This window comes from Pseudomonas arabinosi (assembly GCF_047758675.1).
In the GTDB taxonomy this organism is placed as follows: domain Bacteria; phylum Pseudomonadota; class Gammaproteobacteria; order Pseudomonadales; family Pseudomonadaceae; genus Aquipseudomonas; species Aquipseudomonas arabinosi.
The window spans coordinates 105079-120684 of sequence record NZ_CP180480.1 but is presented as its reverse complement, the minus strand read 5'-3'; the positions used below and the strand labels follow the sequence as shown (position 1 = coordinate 120684).

At 60.3% G+C, this 15606-nt stretch carries 18 protein-coding genes; 13 read left to right on the top strand and 5 right to left on the bottom strand.

From position 1 onward, the window contains the following. The first annotated feature begins 29 nt into the window (after window positions 1–29). Genes ACMXYJ_RS00585 through ACMXYJ_RS00570 form a run of 4 tightly spaced genes read left to right on the top strand, consistent with a single transcriptional unit; the run spans window position 30 to window position 3988 of the window. A complete protein-coding gene (locus ACMXYJ_RS00585) occupies window positions 30–1544 on the top strand; it encodes a TolC family protein (protein ID WP_415758417.1) in 1515 nt (504 codons plus the stop codon). Further along, entirely contained in the window at window positions 1528–2133 is a 606-nt protein-coding gene (gene cysC, locus ACMXYJ_RS00580) for an adenylyl-sulfate kinase (protein WP_415758416.1), read from the top strand. The genes ACMXYJ_RS00585 and cysC overlap by 17 nt, the downstream gene beginning before the upstream one ends. Then, entirely contained in the window at window positions 2130–2915 is a 786-nt protein-coding gene (locus ACMXYJ_RS00575) for an aspartyl/asparaginyl beta-hydroxylase domain-containing protein (RefSeq protein ID WP_415760837.1), read from the top strand. Before cysC ends, ACMXYJ_RS00575 begins: the two co-directional genes overlap by 4 nt. Then, entirely contained in the window at window positions 2903–3988 is a 1086-nt protein-coding gene (locus ACMXYJ_RS00570; RefSeq protein ID WP_415758415.1) for a sulfotransferase family protein, read from the top strand. Before ACMXYJ_RS00575 ends, ACMXYJ_RS00570 begins: the two co-directional genes overlap by 13 nt. On the opposite strand, the gene ACMXYJ_RS00565 is transcribed toward ACMXYJ_RS00570, so the two are convergent. From ACMXYJ_RS00565 to ACMXYJ_RS00555, 3 genes are all read right to left on the bottom strand, one after another. Beyond that, window positions 3985–4368 carry a DUF6124 family protein gene (locus tag ACMXYJ_RS00565; RefSeq protein ID WP_415758414.1) on the bottom strand — a complete coding sequence of 128 codons (384 nt, stop codon included), beginning with the start codon at window positions 4366–4368 and terminating at the stop codon, window positions 3985–3987. The two genes, ACMXYJ_RS00570 and ACMXYJ_RS00565, sit on opposite strands and share 4 nt — an antisense overlap. Before the next feature lie 411 nt (window positions 4369–4779). Beyond that, the gene (locus tag ACMXYJ_RS00560; RefSeq protein WP_129439535.1) at window positions 4780–5538 is read right to left on the bottom strand and encodes a slipin family protein; all 759 of its coding nucleotides are present in this window, start codon (window positions 5536–5538) and stop codon (window positions 4780–4782) included. Window positions 5539–5540: 2 nt separating this feature from the next. Then, complete coding sequence (locus ACMXYJ_RS00555; protein ID WP_123369111.1) at window positions 5541–6074, bottom strand: NfeD family protein; 534 nt, start codon at window positions 6072–6074, stop codon at window positions 5541–5543. 241 nt (window positions 6075–6315) lie between these two features. Between ACMXYJ_RS00555 and ACMXYJ_RS00550 the strand changes: the two genes are divergently transcribed. Both ACMXYJ_RS00550 and ACMXYJ_RS00545 read left to right on the top strand, forming a co-directional pair. After that, entirely contained in the window at window positions 6316–6777 is a 462-nt protein-coding gene (locus tag ACMXYJ_RS00550) for an aminoacyl-tRNA deacylase (protein WP_415758413.1), read from the top strand. Between the two features lie 138 nt (window positions 6778–6915). Beyond that, window positions 6916–7161 carry a DUF2789 domain-containing protein gene (locus ACMXYJ_RS00545; RefSeq protein ID WP_046047265.1) on the top strand — a complete coding sequence of 82 codons (246 nt, stop codon included), beginning with the start codon at window positions 6916–6918 and terminating at the stop codon, window positions 7159–7161. A gap of 3 nt (window positions 7162–7164) precedes the next feature. On the opposite strand, the gene ACMXYJ_RS00540 is transcribed toward ACMXYJ_RS00545, so the two are convergent. Next, on the bottom strand, window positions 7165–7446 hold the full coding sequence (locus ACMXYJ_RS00540) for a type II toxin-antitoxin system RelE/ParE family toxin (protein WP_415758412.1): 282 nt from the start codon (window positions 7444–7446) through the stop codon (window positions 7165–7167). Beyond that, window positions 7443–7721, bottom strand: a complete 279-nt coding sequence (locus ACMXYJ_RS00535) for an antitoxin of toxin-antitoxin stability system (RefSeq protein WP_095127693.1) — start codon at window positions 7719–7721, stop codon at window positions 7443–7445. Before ACMXYJ_RS00535 ends, ACMXYJ_RS00540 begins: the two co-directional genes overlap by 4 nt. Window positions 7722–7919: 198 nt before the next feature. Between ACMXYJ_RS00535 and ACMXYJ_RS00530 the strand changes: the two genes are divergently transcribed. From ACMXYJ_RS00530 to ACMXYJ_RS00500, 7 genes are all read left to right on the top strand, one after another. After that, window positions 7920–8348 (top strand): MarR family winged helix-turn-helix transcriptional regulator, encoded by a 429-nt coding sequence (locus tag ACMXYJ_RS00530; protein WP_415758411.1) that lies wholly within the window; start codon window positions 7920–7922, stop codon window positions 8346–8348. Next, window positions 8345–10417, top strand: coding sequence for an FUSC family protein (locus ACMXYJ_RS00525; protein WP_415758410.1), 2073 nt, complete (start codon window positions 8345–8347; stop codon window positions 10415–10417). The genes ACMXYJ_RS00530 and ACMXYJ_RS00525 overlap by 4 nt, the downstream gene beginning before the upstream one ends. Beyond that, on the top strand, window positions 10414–10623 hold the full coding sequence (locus ACMXYJ_RS00520) for a DUF1656 domain-containing protein (RefSeq protein ID WP_033058629.1): 210 nt from the start codon (window positions 10414–10416) through the stop codon (window positions 10621–10623). The genes ACMXYJ_RS00525 and ACMXYJ_RS00520 overlap by 4 nt, the downstream gene beginning before the upstream one ends. After that, window positions 10620–11507, top strand: a complete 888-nt coding sequence (locus ACMXYJ_RS00515; RefSeq protein WP_033058627.1) for an efflux RND transporter periplasmic adaptor subunit — start codon at window positions 10620–10622, stop codon at window positions 11505–11507. Before ACMXYJ_RS00520 ends, ACMXYJ_RS00515 begins: the two co-directional genes overlap by 4 nt. After that, a complete protein-coding gene (locus tag ACMXYJ_RS00510; protein ID WP_415758409.1) occupies window positions 11504–12952 on the top strand; it encodes an efflux transporter outer membrane subunit in 1449 nt (482 codons plus the stop codon). Before ACMXYJ_RS00515 ends, ACMXYJ_RS00510 begins: the two co-directional genes overlap by 4 nt. 82 nt (window positions 12953–13034) lie before the next feature. Next, on the top strand, window positions 13035–13673 hold the full coding sequence (locus tag ACMXYJ_RS00505; RefSeq protein WP_415758408.1) for an NADH:ubiquinone oxidoreductase subunit N: 639 nt from the start codon (window positions 13035–13037) through the stop codon (window positions 13671–13673). Between the two features lie 309 nt (window positions 13674–13982). Then, window positions 13983–15488: a YdgA family protein gene (locus ACMXYJ_RS00500; RefSeq protein ID WP_415758407.1), complete on the top strand. Its 1506-nt coding sequence runs from the start codon at window positions 13983–13985 to the stop codon at window positions 15486–15488. Window positions 15489–15606: the final 118 nt, after the last annotated feature.

The window sequence follows — 15606 nt, the reverse complement described above, 5'->3', positions numbered from 1 at the left end:
AACAATGCTGTGTCCAGGGGCAGTCAAGGATGAATAGAAGTTCTAAGTTGTTCGGCGCCAGCCTGCTGGCGCTTGCAGTCAGCGGATGTGCAGTCACCAGTGAACCGATCGAACGCAGCGTCAGCCAACAGCGCGCCAGGAGCGACCTGCAGAATATGTACAAGGATCAGGAACCCCTCAGCGGTCCGCTGACCCTGCATCAGGCCATGGCCCGCGCGGTGAAGTACAACCTCGAAGGCCGGCTCAAAATCATGGAAGAGGCCCTGGCCAAGCGCCAACTCGACCTCGCCAGTTTCGACATGCTGCCGCGCATGGCGCTGGACGCCGGGTACGTCGGCCGCAACAACGTCAACGCCTCCAGCAGCCAGAGCGTACGGACCGGAACCCAGTCTCTGGAGCCATCGACCTCTCAGGACCGCGACCGTGAAGTCGCCGACCTGACCATGGTCTGGAACGTGCTCGATTTTGGCGTCAGCTACATCAGCGCCAAGCAACAGGGCGACCAGCGACTGATCGTTCAGGAGCGTCGGCGCAAGGTGATCAACACCATCGTTCAGGACGTGCGCTCGGCCTATTGGCGGGCCATGGCCGCCGAGCGTTTGCTCAAGCAGATCGACAGCCTCATGGCCCGGGTCGACACCGCACGCGGCAACAGCCAAAGCATGAGCCAGCAACGAATCGGCGATCCGATTCAGGCGCTGGGTTATCAACGCTCGCTGATCGAAGCCACGCGCCAACTGGAGGAACAGCGTCGTGCGCTGTCGCTGGCGAAAACCGAACTGGCGACCCTGATCAATCTCCCGCTGGGCACCGATCTGACCCTGGCGACCCAGGACGACTATGTCATTCCGGAATTGAAAGTTGACCTCGCCAGCCTGGAACAGGAAGCCCTGACCAGTCGTCCCGAGCTGCGCGAGCAGGATTACCAAAGCCGCATCAGCGCGGCCGAAACCCGCAAAGCCATGTTGCGGCTGCTGCCGGGTCTGGAGTTCTCGGCCGGCGGGCATTACGACAGCAACTCGTTCCTGGTGGAGCAGGGTTGGGCCGACTACGGCGTGAAAGTGACGTGGAACCTGTTCAACGTGATCTCCGCACCGGCGGCGATCAACGTCGCCAAGGCTGGCGAAGAAGTCGCCGCGGCGCGCCGCCAGGCCATGTCGATCGCGGTGCTGGCGCAGCTTTATGTGGCCAACGCCAACTACCGCGAGGCGTTGCGGCAGTTCAAGACCAATCAGCAACTGTCGGACATCGACGGACAGATCGTTGGCCAGCTGCGCAACCGTTATCAGGCGGCCAGTCTGGGTGAACTGGACTTGATCCAGGGCGAACTGAACACCTTGCAGGCCGATTTGCGTCGCGACCTGTCGTACGCCGATCTGCGTAACGCTTACGGCCAGATCTTTGCCAGTGCGGGGCTCGATCCACTGCCGGATCAGGTGCAATCCACCGAAGTGCAATCCATTGCCACCGCGTTGGCCAACCGCGAAGCGGCGTGGGCGGCCGGGAACATCACGATGCCGGTGGCCCATGCCCCGGTCCAATAACCTGCTGGCGCCGACGGCGAGCATCAGCCGCGCACAGCGGGAGGCGCGCAACGGTCATCGCGGCACGGCGATTTTGCTGACCGGTTTGCCGGCGGCGGGCAAATCGACCCTGGCCCAGGCGCTGCATGCCGAGCTGTTCGAGCACGGCGTGCAGAGCATCGTGCTCGATGGCGACGGGCTGCGGGTCGGGCTCAATCGTGATCTCGGTTTTGTCGACAGTGATCGTCTGGAGAACATCCGTCGCGCCAGCGAAGTCGCGGCGCTGCTGGTGGAGAATGGGCAGATCGTCATCCTCGCGATGATCGCGCCGCTGATGGAGCTGCGCGAGGTCTTCGCCCGGCGACTGGGCGAGGATTACCGCGAAGTCTGGTGCAGCGCCTCCCTGGCCGTCTGCGAGCAGCGCGATCCGAAAGGTCATTACGCCCGTGCACGACGGGGCGATTTGCCAGGATTTACCGGCGTGTCTGCGCCGTATGAACCGCCGCCGTCCGCCTCCTTGGTGCTCGATACCGGGGTGCAGTCGGTTGAGGCCTGTCTCGATCACTTGCTGACCTGGCTCGGCGAATGCGCGGTGTTGCCGAAGCGATGAGCCGAGCGGCGTTTTCTCGCTTGCCGGTGACGGTGGATCTGCCGTTGCTGTTGCAGGCACTGATGGCGATTGGCGAGGATGAGTGGCGCGGTCATTTCAACAGTGCTTACTACACCGGCGACTGGAGTGGTGTGGCGCTGATTTCTGCGGCGGATGCGTTGTCCGAACTGGCGCCGGGTCGCGGTGAACCGCTGTTGCGTGTGCCTTGGCTGCGAGATGTCAGGTGGCAGCAAGGCTTGCGGGATCTGCCATTGGAAATCGTGTCTGCGCGCCTGTTGCGGCTCGGTCCGGGCGGGCAAATTCATGAACATCGCGACTATGATCTGGGCGAGCCGGACGCCGATTTACGTCTGCACATTCCGCTGCTCAGCCCACCTCAAGTGGACTTCCTGCTCGATGGTCAGCGCATGCCGATGGCTGTCGGTGAATGCTGGTTTCTCGACCTGTCGCGGCCCCATCGCGTGGACAATCGCGACACCGGCACACGGATTCATCTGGTCCTCGATTGCCGCCCCGGTCCCTGGCTGGAGCAGGCGATTGTCGAGGGTTTACCGACCACGCCTTCGTCAGATACCGGTGAGGGGGCTTTGCTGCAGTTTCAGCGTTTGGTGGCCAGCGATTTGCAGCTTTCGAAGACGTTGCAGGGCTTGCCGGACACCGAGGTTTTTATCACCCGCACTCTGGAACTGGCGGTTGAGCGAGGTTTGATGTTTTCCCGCGAAGAACTGCGTGCGGCGATGCGTAACGGCCGACGCCAATGGAATGAACAATGGAACGCCTGAACCTGGACGGTTGGTTGCCGATTCGGGTCTGGCAGCCGGCCGGCGACTGGCAGGTCGATTGGTGCTGGTTCGGTGACACGCCGCTGCATCAGCCGTTTTTTCGTGATGCCGTGGAAGACGCGCTGAGGTTGCCGTTCAATCAGGCGTTTCGCCGGCAAACACCGCTGTCTGCCCTCGGCGACTGGCAGACGACCAGCCCCGGTTTGGCGCCGAGCGCGTTTATCTTCCACGCTTCGCGCTGCGGCTCGACGTTGATCAGTCAAATGCTCGCCCGACTCGACAGCCACATCGTTGTCAGCGAACCACCACCGTTGGACGCCTTGCTGCGCAGTGGTTTGCCGCCGGCCGAACGGCGTGTCGCCATCGAAGGGTTGTTGTCCGCGTATGGCCAGCGTCGGCTCGGTTCAGAGCAACGTTTGGTGATCAAGCTCGATGCCTGGAACATCGGTGAACTGCCGTTGCTGCGTGAGTGTTTTCCCGACACGCTGTGGCTGTTTCTTTATCGCGATCCGTTGGAAATTGCCGTTTCACATCTACGCCGTCCGGGCATGCACATGGTGCCGGGGATGATCGGGGCGAGTGTGCTCGATGATGAGTTGCCGTTTGCTGGCCGAGAGGACTTCATTGCACGGCGGTTGGGGCGATTGCTGCAAGCAGGGTTGGCGCAATGCCGGGCGTTTGGCGGGTTGGCGGTGAATTACAGTGAATTGCCCGGGGCAATGGCCGGGCGGTTGGCTGATTTTTTTGGATTGGATGACGTGCAGCGTGAGCAAGTGTTTGCGGCGGTGGGGCAGCATGCCAAACAGCCTTCTGACGTGTTTGTCGGGGACAGCGATAGCAAGCGCAGCGAAGCCTCGGTGCTGTTGCGTGAACGTGTGGAACGTTGGGCGCGAGCGCCTTATGAAGCGCTAGTTGCTGAGTCATGTATCGACAGCACTGACGCCATCGCGAGCAGGCTCACTCCCACATTGGATCTCGGTCGTACACAGAAGCTGTGTTCACTGAAGATCAACTGTGGGAGCGAGCCTGCTCGCGATGGCGGTAGTCAACTCACCACAAACACACCCGGCTAAACCTTGACCCGAGCCTGCATGATCTCCGACGCCTCCCAATGATCCTGCACTCGCTCTACGAGCAACTGCACGCCATCGGCCATGCGGCTGAGCGCCAAGGCTACCGAGCGCCGCGTCCCGTCCACTTCGTCTGCCAGATTGGCAGCGATGGCGCTGATGGACAGCAGGTCTTCGGCGGCGTTGGCCAGCAGGGTTTCGGTGTTGACCTCGGGGGCGACGGTGAAGAGGTGGCCTTTGCGGTGCCTGGGCGGCTTTTCGGTGGTCGGGGGGAAGTAGTGGGCGAAGGCGCGGTCGGCGGCTTCTTTGAGTTTTTCGGTTTCGAGGGAATCTTGGGAATCGGTTCCAGAGTTCTCTGGAGGATTCGGGGTAATTTTGTGCATATAAAAAATCCTAAACAGTAAGTTGGAGCCGTCACCGTTCGCTTGCACGCGAATTGGGTGGCGGCCGTGCGCAGGTGTGCAAGACCGGGACTGTTTAGGACACCCAGCAGATCCGAGGATCTCCTGCGCGCAGCCGCCATAAAGCAATGAGCCATGGCAATTGCGACCTAAACAGTTTCGTCGGACTTGCACGTCCGTGTCACCGTTTATTCAGTGACAAAGCCAGACTAGACCTGGCTTCGGACCGGAACAAGTTCACCAACACCGCTACAACTTGAAGGAAATCTCCGACGCGGTTACCGGACGTTGGTGTCTATGGGGAAGGTCAAAAGATCGCAGCCTTCGGCAGCTCCTACATGGGCGCGGCGTACACCTGTAGGAGCTGCCGAAGGCTGCGATCTTTTGGGGCCATCAAGGTTTTGAAGACAAATCCGCCATCCCCTTGAGCAGCTCGATCGGCAGCGGAAAGACAATCGTCGAACTCTTGTCCCCGGCAATCGAACTCAATGTCTGCATATACCGCAGTTGCATGGCCCCCGGCTGGCGCCCGAGCATTTCGGCGGCCTGCATGAGTTTTTCCGAGGCCTGCAATTCGCCTTCGGCGTGGATCACCTTGGCCCGGCGTTCCCGTTCGGCTTCAGCCTGTTTGGCGATGGCGCGGATCATCGATTCGTTGAGGTCCACGTGTTTGATCTCGACGTTGGCGACCTTGATGCCCCACGCATCGGTCTGGGCGTCGAGCACTTGCTGGATGTCGATGTTCAACCGCTCACGCTCGGCCAGCAGTTCATCGAGCTCATGTTTACCGAGCACCGCCCGCAACGTGGTCTGCGCCAATTGGCTGGTGGCCATGAGAAAGTCTTCAACCTGAATAATCGCTTTCTGCGGATCGAGGACGCGGAAATACAGCACCGCGTTGACCTTGACCGAGACGTTGTCACGGGTGATCACATCTTGCGGCGGCACGTCGAGAACCACGGTACGCAAGTCGACGCGAACCATTTGCTGCACCACCGGAATCAGCAGGATCAGGCCAGGGCCTTTGACCTGCCAGAAGCGTCCGAGCTGGAACACCACCCCGCGCTCGTATTCGCGCAGGATGCGGAAGGTCGACCCCGCCAGTGCAATCACCAGTAACAGCAGCGCGGCAAAACCCAGTTGCAGGCCCATGGTTATTCTCCACCCGGCGCCGCGTCAGCCGCGGCCACTTGCAGCAATAATCCCTTGCGTGCCACCACCCGGACCTGTTGCCCGGGTCGCAATGGCGTGGCGCTGAGTACTTGCCACTGTTCTCCTTGCAGGTGCACCCAGCCGTTACAGGCGTTGCCGGCTTGTAACGACATCACCGGGGTCACGCTGCCAATGAGTTCGGCATCGCCACTGACGTTGTGGCGCGGTCGGGTTTTCAGGGCACGGATCAGCAGGAAAATCAGCAGCAGGGCACTGACAAGTCCCAGGCCGATCATCAACGGAACCGGCACCTCGGTGTTGGTCAGAATCACCGCACCGATCACGAACATCACAATGCCGCCCAGGCCAATCACGCCGTAATTGGGCAAGGCCGCCTCGGCGATCAGAAACGCGATGCCGAACGTGATCAGCCAGATCCCGATGGGGTTGGGCACCAGCAGGACGACGGTGTCCGCCGCGAATACCGATCCGCTCAAGGCCAACAGCAGCGCAACTGCACAACAACGAGTGTTCACGTGACCCTCCCTGTAGGAGCGAGCTTGCTCGCGAAGAACCTGAGAGCACCGTGCCGATTCAGGCGATCCGCGTTACATACAGTCTAGCTGAGCTCTGAATCGTACGAATTTTGATCAGTTGTTGACGTTGTTCCGGCGGGCAGATTTCCCGCGCGATTGCGCCAGCGGGCCTAGACTTTTAGTGGAGAGAAAAGGTTTAACCATCGTCCGCGAAACGTTGTTGCGGACACCGAGGTGCATCATGCGTATGGCAAGAACAGTGCAGGACAGCCTGACCAAGGCTCACTGCGAATTTGACGTTGTCACCCATCCGCACTCGGCCAGCAGCCTTGAAACGGCGCGGGTCGCGGGCATTCCTGCTGAACGGGTGGCCAAATCGGTGATCCTCGACGACCACCACGGTCATTTCCTGATGGCTGTGCTGCCGGCGAGTCGTCACCTGGACCTGAGCAAAGTACGCGGCAGTGGCGAATGGCAGATCACCCGGGAAAGCACCCTGGCGCATCTGTTCCAGGATTGCGAACGCGGCGCGGTGCCTGCGTTGGGTGAATCCTATGGCCTGGACATGGTCATCGACCCACTGCTGACCCGGCAAAAAGACATCTACCTGGAGGCGGGTAACCACAACAACCTGCTGCACATGAGCGTGCCGGAATACCTGAAAATGGTGCCACATGCTGAAGTGTGCGAGTTGAGTCAGTAGTTTTTCGGCGTCAGTTACATCGCCATCGCGAGCAGGCTCGCTCCCACAGTTGAGCGCGATTCCATGTGGGAGCGAGCCTGCTCGCGATTGACTGCGCAGCAGTCACCCAATCATTTGCCATGAAAAAAGGAGCCCACCATGGAATCCCCAACCCACAGCCTCCCCAACCTGTTCAAACAACTCGGCCTGCCTGACGACGCCGAAAGCATCGACAAATTCATCGCCACCCACTCACCGCTCAAACCCGAATTGCACCTGGCGGATGCGTTCTTCTGGAGCAAGAGCCAGGCGGATTTCTTGCGTGACGATATTCTGGATGACGCCGATTGGGCGGAGGTGGTGGATCAGCTTGATGTGCTGTTGAGGAAGGGGCGGGGGGTGTGAAAATCACCTTTCTAGTGGCCACTGTCGAGATGTATGGAGTAGCGCGAGTATCCAAATTGCATCCGATCCCGGCTGATAAACCACTCGATAACTTTGATGGGGGATCATCTCGCGAGTACCTGCAATGATTCCGACAGGGCCGCTTTCAGGAAACTGGGAAATACGAGATATCGCATCAATTAAGCGGTTGTCCATTTCGAGGGCGGCTATCGGGTTGACGGAATGCAGGTAATCCCAGATGTCTGCACGATCCTGTGCGGCTGCGGGCGTCCAGATTATCTTCATCCTTTCTTGGTTACCTGCGCACGCCTGGCAGCGAATTGTGCTTCAACTTCCTCATTGGTCAAGCCTTCACCAGCTCGCATGGAAATACGTGCACTGTCGACTTTGCGTTGCAAGAACGCTTCGTACTCGCGCGACTCTCGTTGTGTTTGAACGAACTGACGCATCATTTCCCTGACGATTTGCGATGCGGGGCGATGAGAAGCTTCAGCTTCGGCCATGAACTCTTCTCGCAGTTCTGGTTCAAGTTTCATCGTGAAAACAGCTTGTTTAGACATTTTCATATCCTCGATTCGAATACTGACGAAGTATATACGTCTTCAGTACCGGCGTTCATTCAGGCAGCCGCCTCGCGACGGATGGCAGTCAATTTGTTACAAAACTTGACCAACTTTCCCCTCAAATGCCATATTGATAGTTAGCAAACTAACAGTGTGTGTTTCCCCTTCGTGCCGAAGAACCTCGACGCTCTCCAGATGAACATCAGCAGCTCCATGGTGGTGGCCGCCAGGCATTGGCGGAGGATCTGCCAAACCACGCTGGCCAACTATGGAATCTCCGAAGCCTGCGCCGTTCCGTTGTTGATGATCGGGCGTTTGGGCGAGGGTGTGCGGCAGGTGACGGTGGCGCAGGCGGCCGGGATGGAGAGCCCGTCGCTGGTGCGCCTGCTGGATCAGTTGTGTCATGCCGGCTACGTCTGCCGTACCGAAGACGCCCATGACCGTCGCGCCAAATGCCTGAGCCTGACCGAGACGGGTCGCGAGTTGGTGCAAGCCGTCGAAATCGAGCTGGTGCGCTTGCGCCATGAAGTGCTCGTAGGGATCGATCAGAGTGATCTGGAAGCGGCGTTGCGGGTGCTGAGGGCTTTTGAATCGGCCAATCACCTGCCGGTGATCAACCCTTGAGCGGATTTTTTACCGGTATGCCCCCGGCGCGGGACTGGTTCTACGGTGTGCGAACGTTCGCGGCATCGATGATCGCGTTGTACATCGCCATGCTCATGCAAATGCCCCGGCCGTATTGGGCGATGGCCACGGTCTACATCGTTTCCAGTCCGTTTGTCGGCCCTACCAGTTCCAAGGCGTTGTACCGCGCGGTCGGCACCCTTCTTGGTGCCGCCGCCGCGGTTTTTTTCGTGCCGATGTTTGTCCAGAGCCCTTATGTGCTGGTGGTGGTCATCGCGCTGTGGACCGGGATTCTGCTGTTCCTCTCAATGCACCTGCGCACCGCCAACAATTACGCGCTGATGCTCGCCGGGTACACCTTGCCGCTGATTGCCCTGCCCGTGGTGAATAACCCGTTAGCGGTATGGGACATCGCAGAGGCGCGGACTGAAGAAATCTTCCTCGGCATCGTCGTGGCAGCGGTGGTCGGCGCCATGTTCTGGCCCCGACGGCTGGCGCCGGTGTTCAACGATTCGGTGAACACATGGTTTGCCGATGCTTCGACTTACAGCCTGCGTTTCCTCAGCCGCAACGTGCAGCCGGACGAAGTCAGTGCGCTGCGCTCCTCGATGGTCGCGACCTTCAACACGCTGGAGTTGATGATCGGTCAGTTGCCCCACGAAGGCGCGCGGCCGCAAACGGTGCGCAACACCAAGGAACTGCGCGGGCGAATGATTCACCTGCTGCCGGTGATTGATGCCCTCGATGACGCGCTCTATGCCCTTGAGCGGCGCACGCCCGAGCTTGTGGATAAGTTCGCGCCGCTGCTGGCCGCGACCACCGAATGGCTCGGCCACAAAGACGCCGACCTCACCCGCTGGCAAGCGCTGAAAGACCAACTCGAAGCCCTGCAACCGTCCGCCGAAGCGTTGGATGATCGCAAGCAGCTGCTGTTCTCCAATGCTCTGTATCGCCTCGGCGAGTGGATCGATGTGTGGCAGGACTGCCGCAGCCTGCAGTACGCCATCCAGTGCGAAAGCCAGGACAGCTGGCGCGCGGTCTATCGCCACTGGCGGCTTGGTCGGCTGTCGCCGTTTCTCGACCGTGGGCTGATGCTCTATTCGGCGGCGTCCACGGTCACCGCCATCATCGTCGCGTCGGTGCTGTGGATTCTGCTCGGCTGGACCGACGGCGGCGCCGCGGTGATTCTGGCGGCGGTGGCGTGCAGTTTTTTCGCGTCGATGGACGACCCGGCGCCGCAGATCTACCGGTTCTTTTTCTGGACGGCGATGTCGGTATTGTTCGCCAGTCTTTATCTGTTTCTGGTCCTGCCCAACCTGCATGACTTCCCGATGCTGGTGCTGGCGTTTGCCGTGCCGTTTATTTGCATCGGCACCCTGACGGTCAAGCCGCAGTTCTATCTGGGCATGCTGCTGACCCTCGTCAACACCTCGTCGTTCATCAGTATTCAGGGCGCCTACGACGCGGATTTCCTTAGTTTCGTAAACTCCAACCTGGCGGGCCCCGTGGGCTTGTTGTTCGCCTTCGTCTGGACCCTGATTGCCCGGCCGTTCGGCTCTGAACTGGCGGCCAAGCGCCTGACCCGTTTCAGCTGGCGCGACATTGTCAGCCTGACCGAACCGGCCACGTTGTCTGAGCACCGGCACTTGGGTGTGCAGATGCTCGATCGCCTCATGCAGCATTTGCCGCGCCTGGCCATGACCGGCCAGGACACCGGCATCGCCCTGCGGGAAGTGCGCGTGGCGCTGAACCTGCTGGATTTGCTCGCCTATACACCGCGAGTGCTCGGCGCACCGCAAATGTTGCTGCATCAGGTGGTGGCCGAGGTTGGCGAGTATTTCAAGGCCTGCCTCAAGGCTGGCGAACGGTTGCCGGCACCGAGTCCGTTGCTGATGACCCTGGACCGCACCCGCCGTGCCCTCAACACGGAGTGCGATGAAGGTGCGCGTTTGCATCTGCTGCATGCCCTGAGCGGCCTGCGTCTGTCGCTGTTGCCAGGGGTGGAATTCGTCGGCACCGGCGAGCTCGAAGAACCGCTTCCCCATGGCATCGATGGAGCGCCTTTATGATCGGTGATCTGGATATCAGCGGGGTGTTCCTGCCCACGCTGCTGGTGCTGATGGGCATTACGTACGTGTTGTTCCTGCTGGTGCACGGGTTGCTGACGCGTCTGCACTTTTACCGTCTGGTCTGGCACCGGGCATTGTTTAACGTGGCTCTCTACGCTGTGCTGCTCGGCGCCGTGGACTCACTCAGTCGATACCTGATGACATGAAAAAACCTTTTTTGACCATCGGTCGCGTCGTGCTGACCCTGCTGATCGTGACCTTCGCCGTTGTCGTGGTCTGGCGCATGGTGATGTATTACATGTTCGCGCCCTGGACCCGGGACGGCCACATCCGTGCCGACATCGTGCAGATCGCGCCGGACGTGTCCGGGCTGATCCAGCGAGTCGATGTGCGTGACAACCAATTAGTGAAGCGCGGCCAGGTGTTGTTCAGCATTGATCAGGACCGTTTCAAACTGGCACTGCGTCAGGCCAAGGCGGCAGTCGCCGACCGTCAGGAAACCCTGGCGCAGGCGCAACGCGAAGCCAAGCGTAACCGTGGCCTCGGCAATCTGGTGCCGGGTGAGCAACTGGAAGAGAGTCAGTCCCGGGTGGCCCGCGCCGAGGTGGCGCTGATGGAGGCCCAGGTGGCGGTGGACAGCGCCCAGCTCAACCTCGACCGCTCGACCATCCGCAGCCCGGTGGACGGCTACGTCAACGACCGTGCACCGCGCAATCAGGAATTCGTTACCGCCGGGCGTCCGGTGTTGTCGGTGGTGGACAGCAATTCATTCCACATCGACGGTTATTTTGAAGAAACCAAACTGGACGGCATCCATGTCGGCCAGAGCGTCGATATTCGGGTGATCGGCGACCGCGCTCGCCTGCGCGGGCACGTGGAAAGCATCGTCGCCGGCATCGAAGACCGCGACCGCAGCAGCGGCAGCAACCTGCTGCCCAACGTCAACCCGGCGTTCAGTTGGGTGCGGCTGGCCCAGCGGATTCCGGTGCGGATCGCCTTCGACGACGTGCCGGCGGATTTCCGCATGATCGCCGGGCGGACCGCCACGGTGTCGATCATTGACGATCAAACCCAGGAGCCCGCGAAATGAGCAGGGCCTCGGGTTTGGCTATCGCCGGCTTAGGCCTGTTGCTGTCGGCCTGTCAGGTGGTCGGGCCGGATTATCACTTGCCGGACGAGGCCGCCGTACACCGTGAAGACTTGCAGGGCGACTTGGCGGTGAATGGCAAAAATGTCGTCTCGGCCCCGGTGCCCAGCGATTGGTGGCGCTTGTATCAGGATCCGCGCCTCGATCAAATGGTCCAGCAGGCCATGGCCTCCAACACCGATTTACGCGTGGCGGCGGCGAACCTTTCCCGAGCGCGCGCGCAGGTCGATGAAGCTCAAGCGGCAGGTGGCTGGAGCGGCGGCGTGAAGATGGGCGCCCAGCGTTTGCAGGAGTCCGGCGAAGCATTCCTGCTGCCGGAGAAAGTGCCGGTGGCCAACGTCGGCGACATTGGCATTACCACCTCGTATCAGTTCGATTTGTTCGGCACGTTGCAGCGCGGCATCGAGGCGGCCAAGGCCAATGCCGATGCGACGCAAGCCGCGGCCGATACTGCAAGAATCACCTTGGTAGCCGATGTCGTTCGGGCCTACACCCAAGTCTGCGCAGCCAACGAAGAGCAGGAAATCGCCCAGCATTCCCTCGACTTGCAAGCCCAGAGCACCACGCTGATCCAGCGCTTGCGTGACGCCGGGCGTGGCGATGAAACCCAGGTGACCCGCTCACAAACCCAATTCAAATCCTTGCGCGCCGATATGCCGCGTTATGAGGCGGCGCGTCAGGCCGGGTTGTTCCGATTGTCGATGCTGTTGGCCAAACCTGTGGATCAACTGCCAGCCGGCACCGACCGCTGCGCGGAGCTGCCGAAGATTGCGCAATTGTTGCCGGTGGGTGACGGCGCCACCTTGCTCAAACGCCGTCCCGATGTGCGGCAGGCCGAGCGACGATTGGCTGCGTCGACCGCCGGCATCGGCATCGCCACCGGCGAGTTGTACCCGGACATCAGTATCGGCGCGACCGTCGGTACCGTCGGGATCCTGGAAAACCTCGGCAAACCGGCGACCAATCGCTGGGGCTTCGGGCCGTTGCTGACCTGGACCGTGCCGTCCAACGGCTCCCGGGCGCGAATCCGCGAGGCCGAAGCAACGACCCAAGGCGCGCTGGCACATTTCGATGGCGTGGTGCTCAACGCCATCCGCGAAACCCAAACCGGTCTGGCCCAGTACTCCGCGTTGCTGCAACGTCGCGATGCGTTGGCCGACGCCGAGCAATCGGCGCAATTGGCCGCAGACCAGACTCACCGCTTCTTCCAGGCTGGCCGCGCATCGTTCCTGGCGGACTTGCAGGCGACCCGCACCTACACCGACGTGCGGGCGCAGCTGGCTTCCGCCAGCACGCAGGTTGCCATGAGTCAGATCGATTTGTTCCTGGCCTTGGGTGGCGGCTGGGAAAGCGGACGAACGCAAGGCACGAACTCCGGCAAACCCTGAGGCCGTTGCTATGCTTTGAGTTGATGAGGTCGCGCGTCGAGCTCATCAATCAAGGCTCGCGTTGGTCATGGGGATTCCAATAATGAAAAACCCTTATGCTCCCGGCTTCTGGTGCGCTATAGCGGCATTGGTGTTGCTGTCGGCCACTTATTTCTACGGCATCATGCTGGCCCACCAGATCGACAAGGCACTGGTGTTCCTCGACAGCGCCGCGGCATTGATTGCCGTGATGGCAATCGTGGTGGTGGCCTGGGCGTCGGTCCAGGGTCAGCGCATCAAAAAAAGACAGCTCGAACAAGGCAAGACCCTGGTGCTGATTTGGGACACCAAAGTCGCGCTGCGCCGTGTCGAAACGGTGTTCGATCGGTATTTCTGGGGCAGTTACTGGCAACCGGGGCGTACGTTCCAGGAAGTCATGGGCGAACTCACCGGCACACCGCTGGAAAAAAGCCTCGAAACCCTGAAAAAACAATGCCAGGCGCTGGACAAGCAAGTGTCCGAGGAGGGCTGGCACTGGCTCAATAACGCCCGTGAACTCTCCGATGTCGCCACCGCCATGGCCCGCGAACGTTATCAACTGGACTTCTGCGACCCGCGCTCGGAATCCCCAAGCGGCACGGCGGTGATCAATCGCGACTTCGAAGTGCTGGTCTATACATGGACCGCACGGCTCAAGAGCTTTGATCATCAATTGGATGAGATCGAGGTTCAGTATTCCTGATCTGTGTTGGCAGGACTGACGCCATCGCGAGCAGGCTCGCTCCCACATGGGTTATGTGTCGATCACAGGACCCTGTGGGAGCGAGCCTGCTCGCGATGGCGATTTCATATCCGCCGAAACTCTCGCCCCCTGCCAGTTGTCCACAAGCAGTGGCATTCCATAGACACTCTTTAACCTTTAATCATTGGGCCGCCCGGTGCGCCTGATGCTAATCTCCATCGCACTTTTATCGCAGTCGTGACCGCAACCCGTCATGGGTTCAGGGAAGACGACAACACCTTCAAACAACGGACATTGATCGGGTCATTCATGAATAAATCAGCAGGCGTGCTTCTTGGAATCGTCGTTGCCATCGGTGCAATCAGCGCCGGCGGAGCCTGGTACACCGGCACCAAACTCGAAGGTGTGCTGAACACCTCGATCTCCGACGCCAACAAAGAGCTGCAAGCCGCGCTGGTCGGTTCCAACGGCACAGCGTCGCTGGAACTGGTGTCGCTGGAGCGCCATGTGTTCAGCAGCACCGCGCACTACCGCCTCAAGGGCGAAGGCGAGATGTTCGGTGAAGCACCGGTAGAGTTGCTGTTCGTCGATCGCATCGAACACGGTCCGCTGCCGTTTTCGCGCCTGATGTCGTTGAAGTGGCTGCCGGTCCTGGCCACCAGTCACTACGAACTGGAAAGAACCCCGACCACCGAGAAATGGTTCGTCGCTGCCAAGGACAAATCGCCACTCACGGGCGTGGTCAACATCGGTTACGACAATGCCACCAACGGCACCCTGCAATTGCTGCCGCTGGACGTGGCGTTGGACGACAAGTCCAGCCTGAAATTCTCCGGGCTGAACCTCGATGTCGCCGCCAGCGCTCAAGCGCAAAAGGTCAAGGCCGACGGCTACATGGACAGCCTGACACTGAGCACGGTCGCTGAAGATCAGACGCCAGTGAAGGTCGAACTGAACGGCCTGACCCTGGCCAGCAACCTGACAAAAAGTACCTACGGCTACTACACCGGCGAGAACACCGTCGAGCTGACCGACAGCAAGACCACCTTCGGCGCCAAGCAGTCGGACTTGGGTATCAAGAAATTTGAAATGAAGAACCAGACCGAGGAATCCGGCACCAGCGCTTCGGGGCGTGCCGATTACAAGGTGGGTGAAGTGTCCTTGAACGGCAAGGCTGTCGGCTCTGCGCAGATGGCCATGAGCCTGAAGAACCTCGACATCCCGGCAACAATGTCGTTGATGCAGATTTACCAGACCAAACTGCAACCGTACGAGAGGGCCGCTGCTGAGGCCGTCGCTGCGGGTGAACCGGCGCCAGAGCTGGTCCTGACCCCGGCCGAAGAGGCGCAGGTCAAAACCGGCCTGGAGAAACTGCTGGCCGCCGGCCCGCAGGTTGCCCTGGAGAATCTGTCGTTCAACACCGCCAATGGCGAAAGCCGCGCCAACCTGGTGCTCGACCTGACCAAACCACAATCCATGGACCTGCCGCCCGACCAGTTGACCCAACAACTGATCGCGCTGCTGGACGTCAATGTGAAAGTGTCCAAGCCAATGCTCGTTGACCTGTTGAGCGTGCAGTCGCAAATCGACGGTCAGACTGACGCCAAGCTCATCGCCGATCAGGCGACCGCCACTGCCGACATGTTTGGCAGCATGGCAGTCGGTACGCAGTTGGCAAAACTGGAAGACAACAACATCGTCGCCAAACTGCACTACGCCAATAATCAGGTGGAATTCAACGGCCAGAAGATGACCGTCGAAGAGTTTGTCGGGTTTGTCATGAGCAAATTCGGCGGTAATGTCGCCGTCGAGTAAACCCAGGGCTTACACACCGACGCCCGGCCTCTGCGCAACGCAGACGCCGGGCGTTTTGCTGTGTGGCTTGTGGCGAGGGAGCTTGCTCCCGCTGGAGGTCGAAGGACTCCCTCATCTC

Bases quoted from the DNA above. Each gene is read 5' to 3' on its own strand.
- ACMXYJ_RS00585 (WP_415758417.1), top strand. From the start codon at position 30: ATGAATAGAAGTTCTAAGTTGTTCGGCGCCAGCCTGCTGGCGCTTGCA.
- cysC (WP_415758416.1), top strand. From the start codon at position 1,528: ATGCCCCGGTCCAATAACCTGCTGGCGCCGACGGCGAGCATCAGCCGC.
- ACMXYJ_RS00575 (WP_415760837.1), top strand. From the start codon at position 2,130: ATGAGCCGAGCGGCGTTTTCTCGCTTGCCGGTGACGGTGGATCTGCCG.
- ACMXYJ_RS00570 (WP_415758415.1), top strand. From the start codon at position 2,903: ATGGAACGCCTGAACCTGGACGGTTGGTTGCCGATTCGGGTCTGGCAG.
- ACMXYJ_RS00565 (WP_415758414.1), bottom strand. From the start codon at position 4,368: ATGCACAAAATTACCCCGAATCCTCCAGAGAACTCTGGAACCGATTCC.
- ACMXYJ_RS00560 (WP_129439535.1), bottom strand. From the start codon at position 5,538: ATGGGCCTGCAACTGGGTTTTGCCGCGCTGCTGTTACTGGTGATTGCA.
- ACMXYJ_RS00550 (WP_415758413.1), top strand. From the start codon at position 6,316: ATGCGTATGGCAAGAACAGTGCAGGACAGCCTGACCAAGGCTCACTGC.
- ACMXYJ_RS00545 (WP_046047265.1), top strand. From the start codon at position 6,916: ATGGAATCCCCAACCCACAGCCTCCCCAACCTGTTCAAACAACTCGGC.
- ACMXYJ_RS00540 (WP_415758412.1), bottom strand. From the start codon at position 7,446: ATGAAGATAATCTGGACGCCCGCAGCCGCACAGGATCGTGCAGACATC.
- ACMXYJ_RS00535 (WP_095127693.1), bottom strand. From the start codon at position 7,721: ATGTCTAAACAAGCTGTTTTCACGATGAAACTTGAACCAGAACTGCGA.
- ACMXYJ_RS00530 (WP_415758411.1), top strand. From the start codon at position 7,920: ATGAACATCAGCAGCTCCATGGTGGTGGCCGCCAGGCATTGGCGGAGG.
- ACMXYJ_RS00520 (WP_033058629.1), top strand. From the start codon at position 10,414: ATGATCGGTGATCTGGATATCAGCGGGGTGTTCCTGCCCACGCTGCTG.
- ACMXYJ_RS00515 (WP_033058627.1), top strand. From the start codon at position 10,620: ATGAAAAAACCTTTTTTGACCATCGGTCGCGTCGTGCTGACCCTGCTG.
- ACMXYJ_RS00510 (WP_415758409.1), top strand. From the start codon at position 11,504: ATGAGCAGGGCCTCGGGTTTGGCTATCGCCGGCTTAGGCCTGTTGCTG.
- ACMXYJ_RS00505 (WP_415758408.1), top strand. From the start codon at position 13,035: ATGAAAAACCCTTATGCTCCCGGCTTCTGGTGCGCTATAGCGGCATTG.
- ACMXYJ_RS00500 (WP_415758407.1), top strand. From the start codon at position 13,983: ATGAATAAATCAGCAGGCGTGCTTCTTGGAATCGTCGTTGCCATCGGT.